Raw genomic sequence first — 20,349 nt, forward strand, 5'->3', positions numbered from 1 at the left:
TCTTGATCTGAAGTCCAAATCTCAGGTTTCGATCATAAGGCCTTAAACGGTAAGGATTTCCTTTTCCTTTGCCGCCAGCAATTGATCGATCTCGGAGATCATCGCGTCGGTCGCCTTTTGCACGTCATTGGCCAGGCGCTCCTGATCGTCCTCGGAGATTTCGTGGTTCTTCTCGAGCTTCTTGACCGTATCGAGCCCGTCGCGGCGGACGTGCCGCACCGCAACCTTGGCAGCTTCGGCGTATTTATGCGCGACTTTGACCAGTTCCTTGCGGCGTTCCTCGTTGAGTTCCGGAATCCGCAGGCGCAGCACCTGCCCTTCGGTCGCGGGCGAGAGGCCGAGGTTGGAATCGACGATCGCCTTCTCCACCGCCTTGACCATGGATTTGTCCCAAACCTGGACGGAAAGCAGCCGCGGCTCGGGCACGCTGACGGTCGCGAGCTGATTGAGCGGCATGTGGGAGCCGTAGGCCTCCACCTGCACCGGCTCCAGCATGGATGCGGCCGCGCGCCCGGTGCGCAAACCGCCCAGTTCGTGCTTGAGCGACTGGGTGGCGCCCTGCATGCGGCGCTTCAATTCGTTGATGTCAAAACCAGGTGTGGGCATAACGCTCTCCCGTCCTCAGAAAACCATCCGCCGGCATCATCGGGCCCGCGGTTCGATTTGGCGCCGGCTGGTCAGCCGGCGACAACCGTGCCGCGGCCGGTACCGCGCAGGATCGCGCCGATCGAACCCGGCTCGGCGATCGAGAACACGATGATAGGCAGCGACGTCTCGCGGGCAAGCGCGAATGCGGTCGCGTCCATCACCTTGTAGCCTCCTTCGATGGCCTGCGAATGCGTCAGGCGGTCGAAACGCTTGGCGGAAGGGTCTTTTTTGGGATCGGCACTGTAGACGCCGTCGACATTGGTTGCCTTCAGCACCGCCTGCGCGCCGATCTCGGCCGCCCGCAATACCGCGGTGGTGTCGGTGGTGAAAAACGGATTGCCGGTTCCGCCGCCGAGCAGAACGATACGCCCCTCGGCGAGATATTTGTGCGTCACGCTGCGGGTGAACAGCTCGGAAATCTCGGGCATCACGAACGCGGACAGGGTTCGCGCCGGCGTCCCCTTGCGTTCGATCGCCGCCTCGATTGCCAGGCAATTCATGATGGTGGCGAGCATGCCCATGGTGTCGCCGGTCGGGCGCGACACGCCGCGCGAGGAGACTTCGACGCCGCGAACGATGTTGCCGCCGCCGACCACCACCGCCACCTCGACCCCGAGCTGGCGCGCGGCGATCAAATCGTCGGCGATGCGGTCCACGGTAGGCTGGTTGATGCCGAAGGACTGGCTGCCGGCGAGATACTCGCCCGAGAGCTTGATCACCACGCGACGATAAACCGGCTCAGCCATAGCGAATCGCTTCCTTCATTCCGCGCAGGCATCTTCCGGCGCAATGGCGTCGGAAGATTGTTGGCCGCGGTTACTTCTTGCCGCTGGCCGCCGCGACTTCGGCCGCGAAATCGGATTCCTGCTTTTCGATTCCTTCGCCGAGCTGATATCGCACGAATCCGGCGATTTTCACCGGCGCTCCGACCTTGCCTTCGGCTTCCTTCACCGCCTGCGCGACCGACTTGCCGGTGTCATGGATGAACGCCTGCTCCAGCAGACATACTTCCTTGTAATAGGTCTTCAAGCCGGACTCGACGATCTTCTCGATCACGTTCTCCGGCTTGCCCTGCTGACGGTACTTGTCGGCCAGCACGTCCTTTTCCCGCTTCACGGTTTCGGGGTCGAGGCCGGACGGATCGAGCGCCTGCGGATTGGTCGCGGCGACGTGCATAGCGAGCTGGCGGCCGAGCGCTGCGAGTTCATCGGTCTTGCCGGTCGATTCGAGCGCCACCAGCACGCCCATCTTGCCGGCGTTGTCGATGACGGCGCCGTGGATGTAGCTCGACACCACGCCATTGGCGACCTCGATCAAGGCGGCGCGGCGCAGCGACATGTTTTCGCCGATGGTTGCGATCGCTTCCGAAATCGCGGTCTCGACGGTGGAATCGCCGACCTTTGCAGCCTTGATCGTCTCGACGTCGGCGCCGACGCGGAGCGCGACTTGCGCGACCATCTTGACCAGGCCCTGGAACTGCTCGTTGCGGGCAACGAAATCGGTCTCCGAATTGACTTCGACGACCACGCCCTTGCCGCCGGACGTCATCGCGCCGATCAGCCCTTCCGCGGCGACGCGGCCAGCCTTCTTCGCGGCCTTCGACAGGCCCTTCTTGCGCAGCCAATCCTGCGCTTCCTGCATATTGCCGGCGGTCTCGGTGAGCGCAGCCTTGCAGTCCATCATGCCTGCGCCGGTCGACTCGCGCAGTTCCTTGACCATCGCAGCAGAGATCGTTGCCATCGTTGAATGTCCTTCTTGCCTGTAAGGAGCGAGCGCGTCGCGTGTCTTGCGCCGTGCCGCCGTCAGCTACAGGGATTGCCGTATCGGGAAAATCGAACCGGTGGCCGGAAGGCCGGCCACGCGGCGTTGCAATTATTCCGCTTCCGCGGTCATCGCCTTGGCCTGGGCAACCCAGCCATCGGCGCGGCTCGGAAGTCCGACCTCTTCGCCAATCTTGTGCGCGGTGTCGTGGTCGAGTTCGGCAAGCTGCCAGTAGTGGAAGATACCGAGATCGTTGAACTTTTTCTCGATCGCACCCGACACGCCGGTGAGCTTCTTGAGGTTGTCGGCAGTGCCACGGGGGCCTGCCAGACCCTGGAAGCCGACGGGCTGTGCAGCAACCGGGATTTCCTCACGGACCGGCTGCGCGGAAGCGCCGATGTCGATGCCATGGTCACCCTGGGCGCGCGAGATGCCGTCGATGGCGGCGCGTGCGATCAGATCGCAATACAGCGAAATCGCGCGGCCGGCGTCGTCATTGCCCGGCACCACATAGGTGATGCCCTTGGGATCGGAATTGGTATCGACGATCGCGGCGACGGGAATGTTGAGCCGCTGCGCTTCTTGGATCGCGATGTCTTCCTTGTTGGTGTCGATCACGAAGATCATGTCGGGAAGACCACCCATGTCCTTGATGCCGCCGAGCGAACGGTCGAGCTTGTCGCGCTCGCGCTGCAGCGTCAGCCGCTCCTTCTTGGTGTAGGCGTTGGCATCGCCGGAATTGAGCACTTCATCGAGGTGGCGCAGACGCTTGATCGAACCGGAAATCGTCTTCCAGTTGGTCAGCGTGCCGCCGAGCCAGCGCGAATTGACGAAATACTGCGCCGAACGCTTGGCAGCTTCGGCAACGCCGTCCTGCGCCTGCCGCTTGGTGCCGACGAACAGGATACGGCCGCCCTTGGCGACGGTGTCGCTGACCGCCTTCAACGCGGTGTGCAGCAACGGCACGGTCTGCGCGAGGTCGATGATGTGGATGTTGTTGCGGGCACCGAAGATGAAATCCGCCATCTTGGGATTCCAGCGGTGCGATTGGTGGCCAAAGTGAACGCCAGCTTCAAGCAGCTGACGCATAGAAAAATCGGGTAGCGCCATGGTAATACTTCTCCGGTTGGTTCCTCCGGAAGCGTGTGAGCAGACGAGCCTTATGGCCCGGCTGCCACCGGACGGCCTTTGAGAGCCATGCTTCCGTGTGAGATGGCGCGGTATATAGCCGGATTCCAGCCAGAAGCAAGGAAATACGGCCGCTTTTCCGGTCAGCCGGGCCGTTCCGAACCTCAAAATGCGGGCTTTCGGCGCCCAAATCCCCCGAAAACCCCTCGGAGGCCGATCCCGGCCAGGAACGGTGGAGCAGCGATTCGCATTGTCGCGGGCCTCCGGCAGGCGTAACCTTCGATCAATTCGCAATCGCCCGGCATCGTGAGGCGACGACGCGAGTTCCTCCCGATGTCCGGATTGCCCCTGGCAATGGAGGAACCGCCATGACCGTCTCCCCAACCCTGCAGAAATACCTGGACCAGACCGTCACCTACGACCTGATCCCGCATTCCCCCACCATGTCGTCGTCGCGCACGGCCGAGGCTTGCCATGTCCCGGGCGACGCTCTGGCCAAAGCCGTCGTGCTTCGCCGTGACGACGGCTACATGATGGCGATCCTTCCGGCCTCCCGCCATCTCCATCTGTCGGCCCTGAAAACGCAGCTCGGCCACAAGGTCGATCTGGCGAGCGAAGAGGAGGTCGCGAAACTGTTTGGCGACTGCGAGCGTGGGGCGATACCGCCGGTTGGCGAGTGCTACGGGCTCGATGTCATCGTCGACGACAGCATCGACGCGCAGCGCGATATCTACATCGAGGCCGGCGACCACGCCACGCTCATCCGCCTGGACCGCGAACAGTTCGCCCGATTGAATGCAAAGGCCTGGCACGGCCACTTCACCACGCACGATTGAGGCCGCTCGATCCGACGGTCCGGCCGGCACGGTCGAGCGACATCAAGCAGGGCGTGTTCGCGGTTGAACAGCCGCAGTCAGTTGTTTCAAGGCGCCTCGATCGCAAGGCCCGCCGTGTTTCAGTGATGGGCTGAAACGCTCTTCACGCACCCGGCCAGCAAATCACCGGACGCAGAATGGCTGATGTCGCCCAGACTGATCATGCCGACCATCCGTCTGCTCTTGTTGATGACCGGCAGCCTGCGGACCTGCAGGGTCTCCATGTGATGCACCGCCTTGGCGAGGTCATCATCCTCCCGGCAGCAGTGGATGCCGTCGGTCATCACATCACGCGCCTTGGCGCGGCTGGCATCGAAACCGTTGCCAGCAAGCCCTTTGCAGACAATGTCGCGATCGGTCACCATCCCGACCAGCCGGTCGTCCTCGCCGATCGGAATGCAGCCGATATCATGCGCTCGCATCAGCTTTGCAATTTCGGTGACGGGCGTGTCGGGGCTGACCCAGTCGACACCCTTGTGCATCGCATCTTTGACTTTCATGGCGGATCTCCGTTGCTGCGATTTCAGGTGATGCAGAACAGTTCCCCCTTGGCCCGACTATACGACTGATCGGGCAGGACGGCATCAAAAAAGCAATTCCGCCATGCAGGGAAAGCCCTCGCCGGCGTCCATCAATCCAGGATGCCTCGCCATCGTCGGATGGCGGGCCGGCGCACAGGCGCTGGCTTCAGCTCACCATGCGCTGGCGGTCTTCCCAATACGGCTTGCGCAATTCGCGCTTCAGGATCTTGCCGGCGCCGGACAACGGCAGCGGGGTCTGTGTGACCTCGACACTGCGCGGGCATTTGTAACCCGCAATCAGCGTCTTGCAGAAATCCATCAACTCCTCGGACGTTGCCGTCGCGCCGGGCTTTGGAACGACAATGGCGTGAACCTGCTCACCCCAGCGCTCACTGGGTATACCGATCACGGCGCATTGCGCCACCGACGGATGCTGCGCCAGCGCGTTCTCGACCTCGGCCGAATAGACGTTCTCGCCGCCGGAGATGATCATGTCCTTGATGCGGTCGACCACATAAACAAAACCGTCCTCATCCATGTAGCCGCCGTCGCCGGTGTGCATCCAGCCGTCGATGACCGCCCTGGCGGTTTCCTCCGGCCGCTCCCAATAGCCCATCATCACATTGTCGCCGCGCACCGCGATCTCGCCGACGGTGCCTGATGGCACCACCTGGTCGTCGGCGTCCACGATCTTGATCTCGCAACCCAGCGTGGCGCGGCCGGCGCCGCGACGCCGCCCCTTGGCGCGGCCATCGCCGATATGCTCCCTCCAGTGCAGCAGCGTCGCGATCGGCGACAGCTCCGTCATTCCGTATGCTTGCGTGAACTGCACGTTGGGCAATGCCTTCATGGCGCGGCTGAGCACGGCATCGCTGATGACGGAAGCGCCATAGGCGATACCCGTCAGCGACGACAAGTCATACTCGCCGAGTTTCGGATGATCGACGAACATCTGGATCATGGTCGGCACCAGCAGCACGTCAGTGACACGATCGCGCTGTATCGCACCGGCGACGCCGTCGGGCGTGAAGCCCTGGATCACGACGTTGGAGCCGCCGCTCAGCAGCACGGAGTACATGGCCGCACCATTGGCAAGGTGGAACATCGGTGCGGCATGAAGGTAGACCGTGCTGCCTGGCCAGAGCCCTTCGCCGAGCGCATTCAAGGCGTTCATCATCAGATTGCCATGGCTGAGCATGACGCCCTTGGAACGGCCCGTGGTGCCGCCGGTATAGAAGATGCCGGCGAGATCGCCGCTCTCGCGCATGGCGTCCTGCATCGGCGCAGTGCGCGAGATCAACGCCTCATATCCCTCCATGCCGGCGGGCGCCTCGCCATCGTCCGCATAAATCAGCTTGAGGCCAGGGATCGCTCCCGCGAGCGTCGCGCCGACGGCGGCGAAGGCCTTGTCGACGAACAGGATGCCGGCGCGGCAGTCGCGCATCGCGTCCTCGTTCTCCAGCGGGCTCCAGCGAATGTTGAGCGGCACGATCACGGTGCCGGACCAGCCGGCCGCCAGATAGAGCTCGAGATAGCGGTCGGAATTGAGCGACAGGATCGCGACACGGTCGCCGGCTTGCGCGCCATGGGCGCGGATGCCGGCGGCAAGCCGCGCCACGCGGTCGCCGACCTCGCGCCAGCTTTTCTTCCGATCGCCACAGACGATGGCAAGGCCGTTTGGATTGATCTGCAGCGCGCGCCGCAGGCCGTGCGTGACATTCATCGTGATACTCCCCGTTTCCTGCGTTTCCTGACCGGCGGTTTGCCCGCCTTTTTCCGCGTCGATCTGACCGCGAGCCCGTCAGTGAGACGGATCGCGAATTCCTTTGCGATCGCCTCCGCTTCGAGCGCCCCGCCGGGCTGGTACCAGTGGCCGATCCAGTTCAGCGCGCCCGCAATTGCAAAGGCGGAAAGCTTGACGTCGCAAGGCCTGACCGATCCGTCCTCGATCCCCTGCCCGATATAGACGCGAAAAGCCTGGTCGATCTTCCTCTTGGCGAGGCGGACGATTTTGCGGTTGTGCTCGGTGAGGTCGCGGACGTCGAACCGCACCAGGCTCTTGCCGTAGTCGGTGGTCATCGTCTCGGCATAGCTGACGATCAGCTTGCGCAGCTTTTCCAGCCCGGTGCCGCCGATAGCGGCGATTTCATCGATGCTCTCGTCGACGCGCTCGGCGCCGATCGCCCAGCATTCGTACAGGATTTCGTCCTTGCCGCGGAAATAATTGTAGAGCGCAGGCTTGGTGATGTTCAGCCGCTCGGCCACGTCGTTGAGCGTGGTGCCGTGATAGCCTTGCTCGAGGAACAGCGCCACCGCGGTGCGCAGCACGGCCTCGCGCTTCTCGTCGCGGGCGCGACGCCGGCTTTCGAACGGCATCCAGGGCGACTGCCTGGTCGGGGAAGCGGCTGATCCGTCCATCTCTCGACTAATCCCGTCGCGGTTGACTCGGCGGCGAAGCCGTCCGTATATTACCCATGGGTAATAAGAAGTCCATCGGGTAATAAAGGGAGCGCACCATGACCTCCAACGTCTGTGTTGCCGGCGTCGGCATGATCCCGTTCGTCAAACCCGGCGCGAACGCGCCCTACCCGGTGATGGGCGCCGAGGCAACCAGGCTCGCGCTGGCGGACGCCGGCGTCGGCTACGACATGATCCAGCAGGCCTATGCCGGCTACGTCTACGGCGATTCAACCTGCGGGCAGCGCGCGCTCTACCAGGTCGGCATGACCGGCATCGATTTCGCCAAGGCCGCCGGATATCCTGACGTCTTTGCCCACGGCATGCTGGTCATGGGCTACCTCGGCCAGGCGCTGACCGATGCGGTCTCTCCTCCACAGCTGCGCGCGTTCTCGACGCGTTTTGTCGCGATCACGCAGCTCGGCGCACGCCTGACCTGCGAGGGACATGTTTCCGAATTCGTCGACCATGATGGCGAGCGATGCGCGAAGCTGGCGCTGACGACCAAGGACGAAAACGGCGATCTCAAACTATCCGGCGAAGCCGTCATCGCACTCTGATCAGGAAAATCATATGACAAAACTCAAGGGGAAAGTCGCGCTGATCACCGGATCGGGGCGCGGCATTGCCGTGCCATCGCGCTGAAACTTGCCAGCGAAGGCGCGAACGTGGTCGTGAACGACCTCGATGCGGCGCCGGGCGACGCCGTCGCCGCGGAAATCCGCAAGGGCGGCGGCGACGCTGTCGCGATCAACGGCAGCGTTTCCGAGTCGGGTTTCTCCGACCGCTTTGTCGGCGCGGCCATGGAAACCTTCGGCGGCCTCGATATCATCGTCAACAATGCCGGCTACACCTGGGACTCGACGATCCAGAAGATGACCGACGAGCAATTCCAGGCCATGCTCGACGTCCACCTCGTCGCGCCGTTCCGCCTGCTGCGCGCTGCCGCCGAGCCGATCCGGATCATGGCCAAGAATGAGGCCGAAGCCGGCCGCGAGGTATTCCGCAAGGTCGTCAACATCTCCTCGATTGCGGGGTTGTACGGCAATGCCGGACAAGCGAGTTATTCATCGGCCAAGGCGTCGCTGGTCGGGCTGACGCGCACGCTGTGCAAGGAATGGGGACGCTACAAGGTCAACGTCAATTGCGTGGCGTTCGGCCTGATCAAAACCCGCCTGACCCAGCCGATCGAAGCCCAGCAGAAAACGATCGATGTCGCCGGCCATGACATCAAAGTCGGGGTCCAGCCCCAGATGCTCGATGCCATGGCCAGAATGATTCCGCTCGGACGCGGCGGCACGCCGGAGGAGGCAGCCGATGCCGTCTATCTGTTCTGCAGCCCGGAATCGAACTACATCAGTGGGCAAGTCGTCGTCTGCGGTGGCGGCCTCATCATCTAACGCGGAGATCCCATGCAATATCGATCGTCCTGGATGACGGAGGAGCTGGACGCCTTTCGCGATCAATTCCGCAAATTCCTCGCCAAGGATCTGGCGCCGCACGCCGAGACCTGGCGCGATCAGAAGCTGGTCGATCGCTCGGCCTGGCGGGCGCTGGGCGAGATGGGCGCCCTGCTCCCGAGTGTCCCGGAAGCCTATGGTGGGCTGGGCGCCAGTTTCGCCTACGAGGCGGCGGTCATCGAGGATCTCGAGACGGTGGTGCCGGAAGTCACGACCGGCTTCTCGGTACATAGCGCCATCGTGGCGCACTACATCCTGAATTACGGGTCCGAGGAACAGAAGCGGCGCTGGTTGCCGAAAATGGCCAGCGGCGAGTTCGTCGGCGCCATCGCCATGACCGAACCCGGTACCGGCTCCGATTTGCAGGGCGTGCGGACGACAGCCAAAAAGCAGGGCAACAATTACGTCATCAACGGCCAGAAGACCTTCATTACGAACGGCCAGGCTGCCGACCTGATCATCGTGGTCGCGCGCACCGGCGAGCCCGGCGCCAAGGGTATCTCGTTGATCGTCCTGGAAACCGAAGGCAATGACGGTTTCCGCCGCGGCCGCAACCTCGACAAGATCGGCCTGCACGCATCCGACACGTCGGAATTGTTCTTCGACAATGCGGTGGCGCCGCCGGAAAACCTGCTCGGCAACGAGGAAGGCAATGGCTTCGTGCAGCTGATGCAGCAATTGCCGCAGGAGCGCCTTTCGCTTGCCGTCGGCGCCGTGGCGTCGATGGAGCGCGCGATCAAGCTGACCGCCGACTACACCAGGGAACGCAAGGCCTTCGGCAAGCCGATCCTTGAATTCCAGAACACCGCCTTCAAGCTGGCCGAGCGCAAGACCGAAGCCATGATTGCGCGCGTATTCGTCGACTGGTGTGTCGAACGCCTCGTCGCCGGCGAACTCGATACCGTGACCGCCTCCATGGCGAAGTGGTGGTGCTCGCAGAAGCAGGTCGAGACCGCGGATGAATGCCTGCAGCTGCACGGCGGCTACGGCTACATGGAGGAATATCCGATTTCGCGGATGTTCGTGGATGCGCGGATCCAGAAGATCTACGGCGGCACCAACGAGATCATGAAGCTGTTGATCGCGCGATCGCTGTAACAGCGCGCCAAAGATTCGCCGGCGATCGGCGGCGATTCCTTGAAGAGCTGAGGGCTAATCCGCCAATTGCAGGCCGGCGAGCGTCATTCTTGCTGCCGGCTCGTCCAACGGAATGAGGTCGGCCGGTCCCGTATTGTCGCTTCCCGCCGTTGCAACGGACGCAACCAGGGCACCCGCCAATCCCGCAACCATGGTCGTGCCGGTTACCGCGTCATGCCTCGCGCTCGACTTTACCAGAAAGAAATAGGTGCGGCCGGGCGCCGTGGTGAAATCGCGCCTGGACTCGCCGGGAAACATCACTTCAGTCGCGGTGAGCTGGTGTGGACCTGCCGGGAGGTCGGCATAGGCGTAGGTGCCCACTATCACCTTGCCCATCGGACTGCCGTCCAGTTTCACGTCGCAGGCGCAAAGGGACATGGACAGGCCGTCGCGCTTTTGCTGAAGCACCACCACCCGGGACTGCCCGGGTTTTGGCGCACCGACCTTTTGCGATATCGCCGCATAGTCTGTTCCGACTTTGGCGGTCATGCAGCCCGACAACAGCAACGCGCCCGACAGCAACACAATTCCACGCCCCAACATAACGCCCCTCAATACTTGCCCGGGAAAGGGCATAGCCGGGAACATCGTGAGGTTGCAATAGCTGTGCCGCGTTATCCGCGTGATCGGTTAACCGCTCGACGCCCTACAGCGTCTGGACATCCACAACGCCGGACACCGCCTTGATCGCGCCGGCGATCTGCGGCGAGACCTTGAAGCGGCCGGGGAGCTTCATCTCGACCTCGGTTTCGAGATCGAGCATGATCACCAGCGAAACGTCGCCATCGGCGCCGCCGACCGGCGTGGGCGGCGGTTTCACCGGCAGACCCTTTGGCGCGCCCGGCGCTGCCGGCTCCGGCATGTTGAGCCGGCGCGCGATCGAATCCAGCGGCTTGGTGTCGCGAACGAAAATGCGAAGACCCTTTTGAGTTTTGGCCGCCGCGTCGTCCAGTGGCTCGGCATGCAGCACCCTCGCCCGAACGTCCTCGCCCTGCAGCTCGGCGCCGAGTTGCAGTAACACGGCGGCCCCCGGCTCCAGCACGTCGCGATATTGCGCGAGGCCTTCGGAGAACAGCACCGCCTCGAAATGGCCGGTCGGATCGGATAGCCCCATGATACCCATCTTGTTGCCGGTCTTGGTTCGCCGCTCCATACGCGAGACCACGGTGGCCGCGACCTTGCCCGCCGTCGCGCCGGTTTTGACCGCGCGCGAGAATTCCGCCCAGGACTGCACCCGCAGCCGCTTCAGCACCATGGCATAGTCGTCGAGCGGATGGCCGGACAGGAAGAAGCCGATGGCGTCGTATTCGCGCCGCAGCCGCTCGGCCGGCAGCCACGGTTCGATCTGCGGCAGCATGATCGTCGGCGCGTCGGAGGCCCCGCCGAACATGTCGTTCTGCCCGAGCGTCGAGGCCTCGTGGCTGCGCTGACAGGCCGCCAGAATGGCTTCTGCGCCGCCGAACACCCGCGCCCGATTTGAATCGAGCGTGTCAAAGGCGCCGGCCGCAGCCAGGCTTTCGATGACGCGCTTGTTGATCGCGCGCGGATTGACCCGCGCGGCAAAGTCGGCCAGCGAGGTGAACAACCCCTTGCGCCGTTCCTCGACGATCAGTTCAACCGCCTGCGGACCGACGCCCTTCAGCGCGGCCAGCGCGTAGTAGATGGTGTTGTCGCCAACCTCGAAGGTCGCGCCCGAGCGGTTGATATTGGGCGCCTCGACCTTGATGCCGAGCCGCTGCGCCTCGGCGCGAAACTCCGACAGCTTGTCGGTGTTGTTGAGTTCGAGCGTCATCGACGCCGCGATAAACTCGACCGGATAATGCGCCTTCATGTAGGCGGTGTGATAGGACACCAGCGCATAGGCCGCGGCGTGGCTCTTGTTGAAGCCGTAGTCGGCGAACTTCGCCAGCAGTTCGAAGATCGTATCGGCCTGCCCCTTCGGCACGCCGTTCTTGACCGCGCCGGCCACGAAGATCGCGCGCTGCTTCTCCATCTCGGCGCGGATCTTCTTGCCCATCGCGCGGCGCAACAGGTCGGCGTCGCCGAGCGAATAGCCCGCCATCACCTGGGCGATCTGCATCACCTGTTCCTGGTAGATGATGACGCCGAAGGTCTCCTTCAGGATCGGCTCGAGGATCGGATGCAGATATTCCGGCTCCTCGTCGCCGTGCTTGCGCGCGCAATAGGTCGGAATGTTCGCCATCGGACCGGGACGATAGAGCGCCACCAGCGCGATGATGTCCTCGAAACGGTCGGGCCGCATGTCGACCAGCGCCCGCCGCATGCCCTGGCTTTCCACCTGGAACACGCCGACCACATCGCCCCTGGCCAGCATCTGGTAGCTCGGAGCGTCTTCGATCGGCAGCGTCGCCAGATCGATATGGATGTTGCGTTGCCTCAGCAGTTTGACCGCGACGTCGAGCACGGTCAGCGTCTTGAGGCCGAGGAAGTCGAACTTCACGAGACCCGCCGGCTCGACCCACTTCATGTTGAACTGGGTCACCGGCATGTCGGATTTGGGATCGCGGTAGAGCGGCACCAGTTCGCTCAACGGGCGATCACCGATGACGATGCCGGCGGCGTGCGTCGAGGCGTGCCGGGTCAGGCCTTCCAGGCGCTGCGCGATATCGAAGGCGCGCGCCACGACGGGATCCTCGTCGCGGAACGCCTGCAGCTTCGGCTCGCTCTCGATCGCCGCCGCCAACGTCACGGGCGCGGCGGGATTCTGCGGCACCAGCTTGGTCAGCTTGTCGACCTGCCCGTAGGGCATCTGCAGCACACGGCCGACGTCGCGCAGCACGCCCCTCGCCTGCAGGGTTCCGAAGGTAATGATCTGCGCCACCTGATCGCGGCCGTAGCGCTGCTGCACGTAGTCGATCACCTCGCCGCGGCGGTCCTGGCAGAAGTCGATGTCGAAGTCCGGCATCGAGACGCGCTCGGGATTGAGGAAGCGCTCGAACAGCAGGCCAAAGCGAATTGGATCGAGGTCGGTGATGGTCAGCGCGTAGGCGACCAGCGATCCGGCGCCCGAACCACGGCCCGGCCCGACCGGAATGTCGTGGGCCTTGGCCCATTTGATGAAGTCGGAAACGATGAGGAAGTAGCCCGCATAGTTCATGCGGTTGATGACATCGATCTCGAACGCCAGGCGCTTCTGATAAACCTCTTCCGTGGTGCCCTGCGACAAGCCGTGCACCGATAGGCGCCTGGCAAGCCCCTCCTCGGCCTGACGCTTCAGTTCCGCGGCCTCTTCACCTACCGCATCGGATCCCGATCCGGCGCCGACGGTAAAGCGCGGCAAAATCGGCTTGCGCGTCATCGGCCGGAACGAACAACGCTCGGCGATCTCGACGGTGGACGCCAGCGCTTCGGGAATGTCGGCGAACAGAACCGCCATTTCGGCGCGGGTCTTGAAGCGGTGATCGGGCGTCAGCTGTTCGCGGTCGGTCTCGGCGATCAGGCGGCCGCCGGCGATACACAACAGCGCGTCATGCGCTTCGTAATCGTCGGTGCTGGCGAAATAAGGCTCGTTGGTCGCAACCAGCGGCAGGCCCTTGGCATAGGCGAGATCGATCAGGCCCGATTCGACCCGGCGCTCCTTGTCGATGCCGTGGCGCTGCAATTCGACATAGAGGCGGTCGCCGAACAGGTGAGCCAGCCGGTCGCAGCGCGTCGCCGCCAGCGCCGAATGATCGCCATGCAGCGCCAGCGAGATCGGACCCTCCGGCCCGCCGGTCAGCGCGATCAGGTCCTCCGAATCCCCCTCGAGCCATTCCAGCTTGATATGCGGGGATTGATGAATCGGCGTCTCCTGGAACGCCCGCGAGTTCAGCCGCATCAGGCTGCGATAACCGCGCTCGCGCGCCGCCAGCAGCACGATTCGCGACGGCGCTGCGGCCAGCGCGTTGCGCGCGTTGGGATCCTGGTCGCCGAAATCAATCGCGAGTTCCAGGCCGACGATCGGCTGGATACCGTATCCCGCCATCTTGTCGGAGAATTCCAGCGCCCCGAACATGTTGTCGGTGTCGGTGAGCGCCAGCGCCGGCTGGCGGTCGGCCTTGGCGAGTTCGCCGAGCTTGGCGATCTTGATCGAACCCTTCAGCAGCGAATAGGCCGAATGAACGTGGAGATGAACGAATCCGGCGTTGGACATGTCGCGTTGAGGGCTCTTGCATCGTGGATGGGCGCGATCGTCGGGCCGTCAGGAGGCTTTCCCGTGCACCGACTCGCCACTGCAATGGTGATGCCTTGGCAGCGCCGAGTCCACGCGGAACGCTCGCCTTGCGACCGTCATCCGGCTTTTCCCCAGGGGGCATTGAAGCCGGCCCGTGAGGCCCGCGCCCGCGAGGGCCGATTCCCCGTCCCGGCTCATTTCAAAGCTGGGGAATGAGCTGCGCCCAGACCGCAATCATCCCGACAAACAGCGTAATCGAAGCCAAAGCCGCCGCTTCTTCCACAAACATCCTCAACATCGCTCGACTCCCCGATCTAAGAACATATGAGGAACATTGTTCCTTTTTTGTTCTAGGAGTCAAGCGTGGGTAGTGGCACAGTTTGCAGAATGCCGCCTGTGGTTAATTCGTGACCTGAACTCGCTCATCCCTGATCCGACTTGGCGAGCTGGTTGGGGCCTAGGGCGTTTCGGGCGGCGGCTTGTCATGCCCGCTATCTGTCTGTGGGCGTTCGATAAGCTCGTATGTGGGAATGTGCGTGCTGTCCAACCACGACTCCAGCGCAGCGCCGCAGACCGCGCAGATCGCGTCACCCGTATGCGGCACCAAGAATTTCTCTTCAGTGCGTCTGTACTCAGCGCCGCAATTGCATTGAACAATTGTCGACATCCCCGGAGTATGCGCCCGGAACCGCCGGTTTTCCAGTCCGGAAAGCTGCCACAATTAAATTGACTCACTGCCCAAGCGTGCCGAGCGGTTAGGCGTCGTTCGATGCCGTCGTCATTTTGACACCCTCCTTGATGCCCTGCTGACGCCCCTCCGCCATTCCTCGGGCAACCGCAAGTACAACGTGATCGCTCGTTGCTACGGGCTTGCCGTCAACATGCAGTGCGACGATTTCTCGTGCCCGCTTAATATCAGCCTCGGTCATCTGAAATGGCGTCATGCGCCCAGTATGCGATATTGACGATCAAGATTCCAGTCACAGAACCCTGCCCCAAATATGCCCTCGGGATCGCTGCACTTCCAGCCCGCGTGGCTATGCCGTCTTTCGACCAAAGACCGGCGACGTCCGCCTGATCGGTTTCCAGCCGAAGTAGTCATGGGCGCCGGACCAGGCGTGGACTTCGGTCTGGCAAACCGTGCATTCGAACTTACCCGAATGCTTGTGCTGATGCTGCTCCCTCGTCGCGGAGTAATCCATTCCGCAACCGGGGCAGGTAAATTCTTCTGATGTCCAGATGCTGCTTGCCATGGCGCAACTATGCGCCGGCGGCGAAGTGATTCAAGTCCGCAACTGCCCTGTAGTTAAGGACGCGATAAGCGGACTCGCGCTCTCGCGTTAACAAACACTTCCGTGATGTCTGACCATCACCGCCGGACCCAACAAAAAAGCCCCGGGCACTGCCCGGGGCTTCGATGGTCTCGCGGCTAAGTTGCGAGAACAAACCTTGAATCAGTACTTCGCGATCACCGGGCCGCCGAACTTGTAGTTCAGGCGAGCGGTCACGAGATCGACGTCCTGACTGATGCGATCGGTGCCGACGAAGACGCCGGCCGGGCTGGTGAAGGTGTAGGTCTTGTCCTGCATGAACAGGTGGTTGTATTCGACGCCAACCGACCAGTTCGGTGCGAAGCCGAATTCGATGCCGGCACCAACCGCGCCACCCCAACGGGTGTCGTCGCCGGTGGCCGCAAAGGGCACGCCAGCAGCGGTGTTGATGTAGTTGCGATTCGAGGTCACAGCAGCACCGCCCTTGACGTAGAGCAACACGTTGTTGACGGCATAGCCGACCTGACCGGTGAACAGACCGAACGCGTCGATCTTCGAGTGATTGACGAAGCCGGGGCCGAACAGCAGGCTGGCGTTCGAGCCATTGAAGTCAGCCCAGTTGCCCTGCGCTTCCAAGCCGAACACCCAAGGACCGGCCTGCCAGCGATAACCGATCTGACCACCGACCGTGCCGCCCGATGCGTCATGGGAACCTTCGGGGCCGACCAGTACGTTGGGGGCGACCGCGTCCCACTCATTGCGGCTCGAACCCCAACCACCGTTGATGCCGATGTAGAAACCACTCCAGTCATACACAGCAGCGATCATCGGCGGCGCCTTGGTGTAAGGACGCGCGGCAAGATCCGCAGCCACTGCCGGCGCAGCCGCGCCGAGCGCGATCAGACTGGCCGTTACAAGCAAAACCTTCTTCATCTTTTTAATTCCCGTTCCGGTTGGTACAGCCCCCAAGGCCGTCACAGCGTCATACCATTCTTCGTTCGAATTGCTGTAACCTCGCTGCAACAGCGGACACGAAACGACTTCCGTAAAAACGTAAGTTAATATTGTGTTACAGCCACTTTTCGAAACATTGTGCGCGCGCTCGCCGCAAAAAATTCACAATGGAACCGCGCAGCGGTATCAGCGTGTGAGATTGTGTCGAAGAGGTGGCGCGACGGTGCGGCTTGAGTTGTTCTGAGGTGTTCAATGAACCGTGATGGACCGACGAGCGCGCTCCGCCTCAATGAGATTCGAAACGCGTAGAGCGATTCCAGCCAGCGCGCGAACTTGCTCGACGCTGACGCAGGATTTGCAGACCAGTCGCGATCGCCAGTTCGAACAGGAAATTCCAATGCGCATTCTTGCTCTTGCCACACTCGTGATCGGCGCGATTTCGGCCGCCACGCCGGCGCAGGCCCAGACATACGGTGGTTCGAACTATCCGATCTGCCTGCATGTCTTCGGCCAGATCAGCTATTACGACTGCCGCTATACGTCGCTGGCCCAGTGCAATCAGTCGGCCTCGGGTCGGGCCGCGCAATGCGTGACCAATCCCTACGCGGCGACCGCTGCATTTGGCGATGCCCCGGCGCGTAAACGCGCGCGCCGCGCCTACTAGCTTCTATTCCAACTCGACGACCTGGCCGTCCACCAGCGACACCCGCCGATCCATCCGGCCGGCCAGCTCCATATTGTGGGTTGCGATCAGCATCGCGACCCGCGTCGCCTTCACGAGCTGCATCAGGGCGTTGAACACGTGATCGGCGGTGTGCGGATCGAGGTTGCCGGTCGGCTCGTCCGCCAGCAGCACCCGCGGCGCGTTGGCGACCGCGCGTGCGATCGCGACGCGCTGCTGCTCGCCGCCGGACAGTTCCGCCGGTCGATGGGTGATGCGCTCGCCAAGACCGAGATAGGCCAGGATCTCCGTTGCGCGCTTGATCGTCTCGTTGCGCTTGAGGCCGCGGATCATCTGCGGCAGCATGACGTTTTCGAGCGCGGTGAATTCCGGCAGCAGCCGGTGCTGCTGATAGACGAAGCCGATGTCGGTACGCCTGATGTGGGTGCGGTCGATGTCGGATAACTGCGAAGTCGGCGTGCCCGCGACATAGACCTCGCCATCGTCGGGGCTTTCGAGCAGACCGGCGATATGCAGCAGCGTCGATTTGCCGGAGCCCGACGGCGCCACCAGCGCCACCGACTGCCCGGCCCACAGCGCGAGCTTGGCGCCGTCGAGAATCGTCAACGTCGCCTCGCCTTGCGTGTACTGGCGTTTTATCTCGTGGAGATAGACCACCGGTACATCTTCAGCGCCCTCGGCCATTTTGCCCTCACTCATACCGGAGCGCGTCCACGGGATCGAGGCGCGCGGCGCGCCAGGACGGATAGAGCGTGGCCAGGAACGACAGCGTCAACGCCATGATCACGACAGCGGTGGTCTCGCCGAAATCGATCTCGGCCGGCAGCTTGGAGAGGAAGTAGAGCTCCGGCGAGAACAGCTCGGTATTGGTCATCCAGGACAGGAACTGCCGGATCGATTCGATGTTGAGACAAATCAGCATGCCGACGAAAAATCCGGTCAGCGTGCCGACCACGCCGATCGCCGCGCCAGTGATCAGGAATATCCGCATGATCGAGCCCTGCGAGGCGCCCATGGTGCGCAGGATCGCAATGTCCTGGCCCTTGTCCTTTACCAGCATGATCAGGCCGGAGACGATGTTCAGCGCCGCGACCAGCACGATCATGGTCAGGATCAGGAACATCACGTTGCGTTCGACCTGCAGCGCATTGAAGAAGGTCGAGTTGCGCTGCCGCCAGTCGACCAGGAACACCGGCCGCCCGGCCGCCTCCGTCACCAGCCTGCGGAAAGTGTCGATCTTGTCCGGATTGCTCGTGAACACCTCGATCGCGGTGACGTCGTCCTTGCGGTTGAAATAGGCCTGCGATTCCGGCAGCGGCATGAACACAAAACTCGAATCATATTCCGACATGCCGATCTCGAACACGGCGGCGATCTTGTAGGGCTTGATGCGCGGCGTGGTGCCCATCGGCGTCACGGCGCCCTTCGGCGCCACCAGCGTGATGCTGTCGCCGGCATGCAACGACAGCGTATCGGCGAGCCGACGTCCGATCGCGACGCCCTGCCCTTCGTCGAAGCCTTCGAGAGTGCCTTGCTTGATGTTCTTGGAGATCGAGGTGAGATTGTTGAGGTCGTTGGCGCGCATGCCGCGAACCAGCACGCCGGAGGCGTTGAACGCCGAGGATGCCAGGGCCTGCCCATCCACGACCGGTGCAGCCAGCCGGATACCCTGAACCTGGTTGATACGGTCGGCGACGTCCTTCCAGTCCGTCAGCGGCGATTCCAGCGGCTGAACCAAAAGATGCCCGTTGAGGCCGAGGATCTTGTCCAGCAGCTCCTTGCGGAAGCCGTTCATCACGGCCATCACGATGATCAGCGTCGCGACGCCGAGCATGATGCCGAGGAATGAAAAGCCGGCGATGACGGAAATGAAGCCTTCCTTCCGACGCGACCGCAAGTAACGCCCGGACAACAGCCATTCGAATTGCGAAAACGGCGGGGTTCGGACGGTCTCGTTCATGGCTTCGTTCATGATCTCACCCGTACCGCAGCACGTCGACGGGATCGAGGCGCGCGGCGCGCCAGGACGGATAGAGCGTCGCCAGGAACGACAGGGTCAACGCCATGACCACGACCGCGGAGGTCTCGCCGAAGGCGGCCTCGGCCGGAATCTTCGAGAGGTAATACAGCTTCTGCGGAAACAGGTCGGTGTTGGTCATCCACGACAGCAGCTGCTGGATCGATTCGATGTTCAGGCAGATCAGCATGCCGACGAAGAGACCCGTGAGCGTGCCGACGACGCCGATCGCGGCGCCCGTGATCAGGAATATCCGCATCACCGCGCCCTGCGAGGCACCCATGGTGCGCAGGATCGCAATGTCCTGGCCCTTGTCCTTCACCAGCATGATCAGGCCGGAGACGATGTTCAGAGCTGCGACCAGAACGATCATTGTGACAATCACGAACATCACGTTGCGCTGAACCTGGAGCGCGTTGAAGAAGGTCGAATTGCGCTGCCGCCAGTCGACCAGGAATACCGGCCTTGCCGCGGCCTCCATGACGCTCTTGCGGAACGTATCGATCAGCTCGGGGGCATTCGTGAATACCTCGATCGAGGACACGTCATCCTTGCGGTTGAAATAGGCCTGCGCTTCGGGCAGCGGCATCAACACGAGGCTTGCGTCATATTCGGACATGCCGATCTCGAATACGGCGGCGATCCTGTACGGCTTGATGCGCGGCGTGCTGCCCGTCGACGTCGACGCGCCTGGCGTCAGCGCGCCTTGGGACGAGATCAGGGTGATGCGGTCGCCGGCACGCAGCGACAATTGATCGGCGAGCCCGCTTCCGATCGCGACGCCCTGCCCCTCATCGAAGCCTTCGAGGGTGCCCTGTTTGATGTTCTTGGAGATCGAGGTGAGATTGTTCAGGTCGCCGGCCCGCATGCCGCGAATGAACACGCCGGCCGCCTTGGATGGCGAGGATCCCAGCCCCTGGCCGTCGACGACGGGCGCCGCCAGCCGGATCCCCTGAATCTGGCTGATCCGCTCGGCGACGTCCTTCCAGTCCGTCAGCGGCGATTCCAGCGGTTGGACCAATATATGGCCGTTCAGTCCCAGCATCTTGTCCAGCAATTCCTTGCGGAAGCCATTCATCACGGCCATCACGACGATCAGCGTGGCGACGCCGAGCATGATGCCTAGGAACGAAAAGCCGGCGATCACGGAAATGAAGCCTTCCTTGCGACGCGCCCGCAGGTAACGCCCGGACAACAGCCATTCGAACTGCGAAAACGGCGGGGTTCGGACTGTCTCGTTCACGGTCTCATCCATCTGTCGATA

General features: G+C 62.8%; 18 protein-coding genes and 1 pseudogene. 5 read left to right on the top strand and 14 right to left on the bottom strand.

Annotated elements, in window-relative coordinates:
- Positions 1-42 precede the first annotated feature (42 nt).
- From frr to ACSQ84_RS19365, 4 genes are all read right to left on the bottom strand, one after another.
- Complete coding sequence (frr, locus tag ACSQ84_RS19350) at positions 43-606, bottom strand: ribosome recycling factor (protein WP_436213313.1); 564 nt, start codon at positions 604-606, stop codon at positions 43-45.
- A 71-nt stretch (positions 607-677) separates the two neighbouring features.
- Positions 678-1,394, bottom strand: coding sequence for a UMP kinase (pyrH, locus tag ACSQ84_RS19355; protein ID WP_436213314.1), 717 nt, complete (start codon positions 1,392-1,394; stop codon positions 678-680).
- A 70-nt stretch (positions 1,395-1,464) separates the two neighbouring features.
- Positions 1,465-2,388: a translation elongation factor Ts gene (tsf, locus tag ACSQ84_RS19360; RefSeq protein WP_436213315.1), complete on the bottom strand. Its 924-nt coding sequence runs from the start codon at positions 2,386-2,388 to the stop codon at positions 1,465-1,467.
- A 132-nt stretch (positions 2,389-2,520) separates the two neighbouring features.
- Entirely contained in the window at positions 2,521-3,519 is a 999-nt protein-coding gene (locus ACSQ84_RS19365) for a 30S ribosomal protein S2 (RefSeq protein ID WP_436213316.1), read from the bottom strand.
- Between the two features lie 386 nt (positions 3,520-3,905).
- Between ACSQ84_RS19365 and ACSQ84_RS19370 the strand changes: the two genes are divergently transcribed.
- Positions 3,906-4,373: an aminoacyl-tRNA deacylase gene (locus tag ACSQ84_RS19370; protein WP_436213317.1), complete on the top strand. Its 468-nt coding sequence runs from the start codon at positions 3,906-3,908 to the stop codon at positions 4,371-4,373.
- Between the two features lie 119 nt (positions 4,374-4,492).
- On the opposite strand, the gene ACSQ84_RS19375 is transcribed toward ACSQ84_RS19370, so the two are convergent.
- From ACSQ84_RS19375 to ACSQ84_RS19385, 3 genes are all read right to left on the bottom strand, one after another.
- Positions 4,493-4,912 carry a CBS domain-containing protein gene (locus ACSQ84_RS19375; protein WP_436213318.1) on the bottom strand — a complete coding sequence of 140 codons (420 nt, stop codon included), beginning with the start codon at positions 4,910-4,912 and terminating at the stop codon, positions 4,493-4,495.
- Between the two features lie 187 nt (positions 4,913-5,099).
- Positions 5,100-6,656, bottom strand: a complete 1,557-nt coding sequence (locus ACSQ84_RS19380) for an acyl-CoA synthetase (RefSeq protein ID WP_436213319.1) — start codon at positions 6,654-6,656, stop codon at positions 5,100-5,102.
- On the bottom strand, positions 6,653-7,351 hold the full coding sequence (locus ACSQ84_RS19385; RefSeq protein ID WP_436213320.1) for a TetR/AcrR family transcriptional regulator: 699 nt from the start codon (positions 7,349-7,351) through the stop codon (positions 6,653-6,655). The genes ACSQ84_RS19380 and ACSQ84_RS19385 overlap by 4 nt, the downstream gene beginning before the upstream one ends.
- A gap of 98 nt (positions 7,352-7,449) precedes the next feature.
- On the opposite strand from ACSQ84_RS19385, the gene ACSQ84_RS19390 reads away from it, so the two are divergent.
- From ACSQ84_RS19390 to ACSQ84_RS19400, 3 genes and pseudogenes are all read left to right on the top strand, one after another.
- Positions 7,450-7,950, top strand: coding sequence for a hypothetical protein (locus ACSQ84_RS19390; RefSeq protein WP_436213321.1), 501 nt, complete (start codon positions 7,450-7,452; stop codon positions 7,948-7,950).
- 13 nt (positions 7,951-7,963) lie between these two features.
- Positions 7,964-8,790: pseudogene (locus ACSQ84_RS19395) on the top strand (SDR family NAD(P)-dependent oxidoreductase).
- A 12-nt stretch (positions 8,791-8,802) separates the two neighbouring features.
- Positions 8,803-9,948 carry an acyl-CoA dehydrogenase family protein gene (locus ACSQ84_RS19400; protein WP_436213322.1) on the top strand — a complete coding sequence of 382 codons (1,146 nt, stop codon included), beginning with the start codon at positions 8,803-8,805 and terminating at the stop codon, positions 9,946-9,948.
- Positions 9,949-10,002: 54 nt separating this feature from the next.
- On the opposite strand, the gene ACSQ84_RS19405 is transcribed toward ACSQ84_RS19400, so the two are convergent.
- From ACSQ84_RS19405 to ACSQ84_RS19420, 4 genes are all read right to left on the bottom strand, one after another.
- Positions 10,003-10,530 (bottom strand): DUF2846 domain-containing protein, encoded by a 528-nt coding sequence (locus ACSQ84_RS19405; RefSeq protein WP_436213323.1) that lies wholly within the window; start codon positions 10,528-10,530, stop codon positions 10,003-10,005.
- Positions 10,531-10,633: 103 nt separating this feature from the next.
- Positions 10,634-14,140: a DNA polymerase III subunit alpha gene (dnaE, locus tag ACSQ84_RS19410; protein ID WP_436213324.1), complete on the bottom strand. Its 3,507-nt coding sequence runs from the start codon at positions 14,138-14,140 to the stop codon at positions 10,634-10,636.
- A 776-nt stretch (positions 14,141-14,916) separates the two neighbouring features.
- Positions 14,917-15,105: a hypothetical protein gene (locus ACSQ84_RS19415; RefSeq protein ID WP_436213325.1), complete on the bottom strand. Its 189-nt coding sequence runs from the start codon at positions 15,103-15,105 to the stop codon at positions 14,917-14,919.
- A 510-nt stretch (positions 15,106-15,615) separates the two neighbouring features.
- The gene (locus tag ACSQ84_RS19420) at positions 15,616-16,365 is read right to left on the bottom strand and encodes an outer membrane protein (RefSeq protein ID WP_436213326.1); all 750 of its coding nucleotides are present in this window, start codon (positions 16,363-16,365) and stop codon (positions 15,616-15,618) included.
- Between the two features lie 418 nt (positions 16,366-16,783).
- On the opposite strand from ACSQ84_RS19420, the gene ACSQ84_RS19425 reads away from it, so the two are divergent.
- Positions 16,784-17,050, top strand: a complete 267-nt coding sequence (locus tag ACSQ84_RS19425) for a DUF3551 domain-containing protein (RefSeq protein ID WP_436213327.1) — start codon at positions 16,784-16,786, stop codon at positions 17,048-17,050.
- Positions 17,051-17,053: 3 nt separating this feature from the next.
- On the opposite strand, the gene ACSQ84_RS19430 is transcribed toward ACSQ84_RS19425, so the two are convergent.
- Genes ACSQ84_RS19430 through ACSQ84_RS19440 form a run of 3 tightly spaced genes read right to left on the bottom strand, consistent with a single transcriptional unit; the run spans position 17,054 to position 20,340 of the window.
- Positions 17,054-17,752: an ABC transporter ATP-binding protein gene (locus ACSQ84_RS19430; RefSeq protein WP_436213652.1), complete on the bottom strand. Its 699-nt coding sequence runs from the start codon at positions 17,750-17,752 to the stop codon at positions 17,054-17,056.
- A gap of 7 nt (positions 17,753-17,759) precedes the next feature.
- On the bottom strand, positions 17,760-19,040 hold the full coding sequence (locus ACSQ84_RS19435; protein WP_436213328.1) for a lipoprotein-releasing ABC transporter permease subunit: 1,281 nt from the start codon (positions 19,038-19,040) through the stop codon (positions 17,760-17,762).
- 4 nt (positions 19,041-19,044) lie between these two features.
- Positions 19,045-20,340, bottom strand: coding sequence for a lipoprotein-releasing ABC transporter permease subunit (locus tag ACSQ84_RS19440; RefSeq protein ID WP_436213329.1), 1,296 nt, complete (start codon positions 20,338-20,340; stop codon positions 19,045-19,047).
- Positions 20,341-20,349: the final 9 nt, after the last annotated feature.

The organism is Bradyrhizobium sp. LjRoot220, assembly GCF_964252915.1.
In the GTDB taxonomy this organism is placed as follows: domain Bacteria; phylum Pseudomonadota; class Alphaproteobacteria; order Rhizobiales; family Xanthobacteraceae; genus Bradyrhizobium.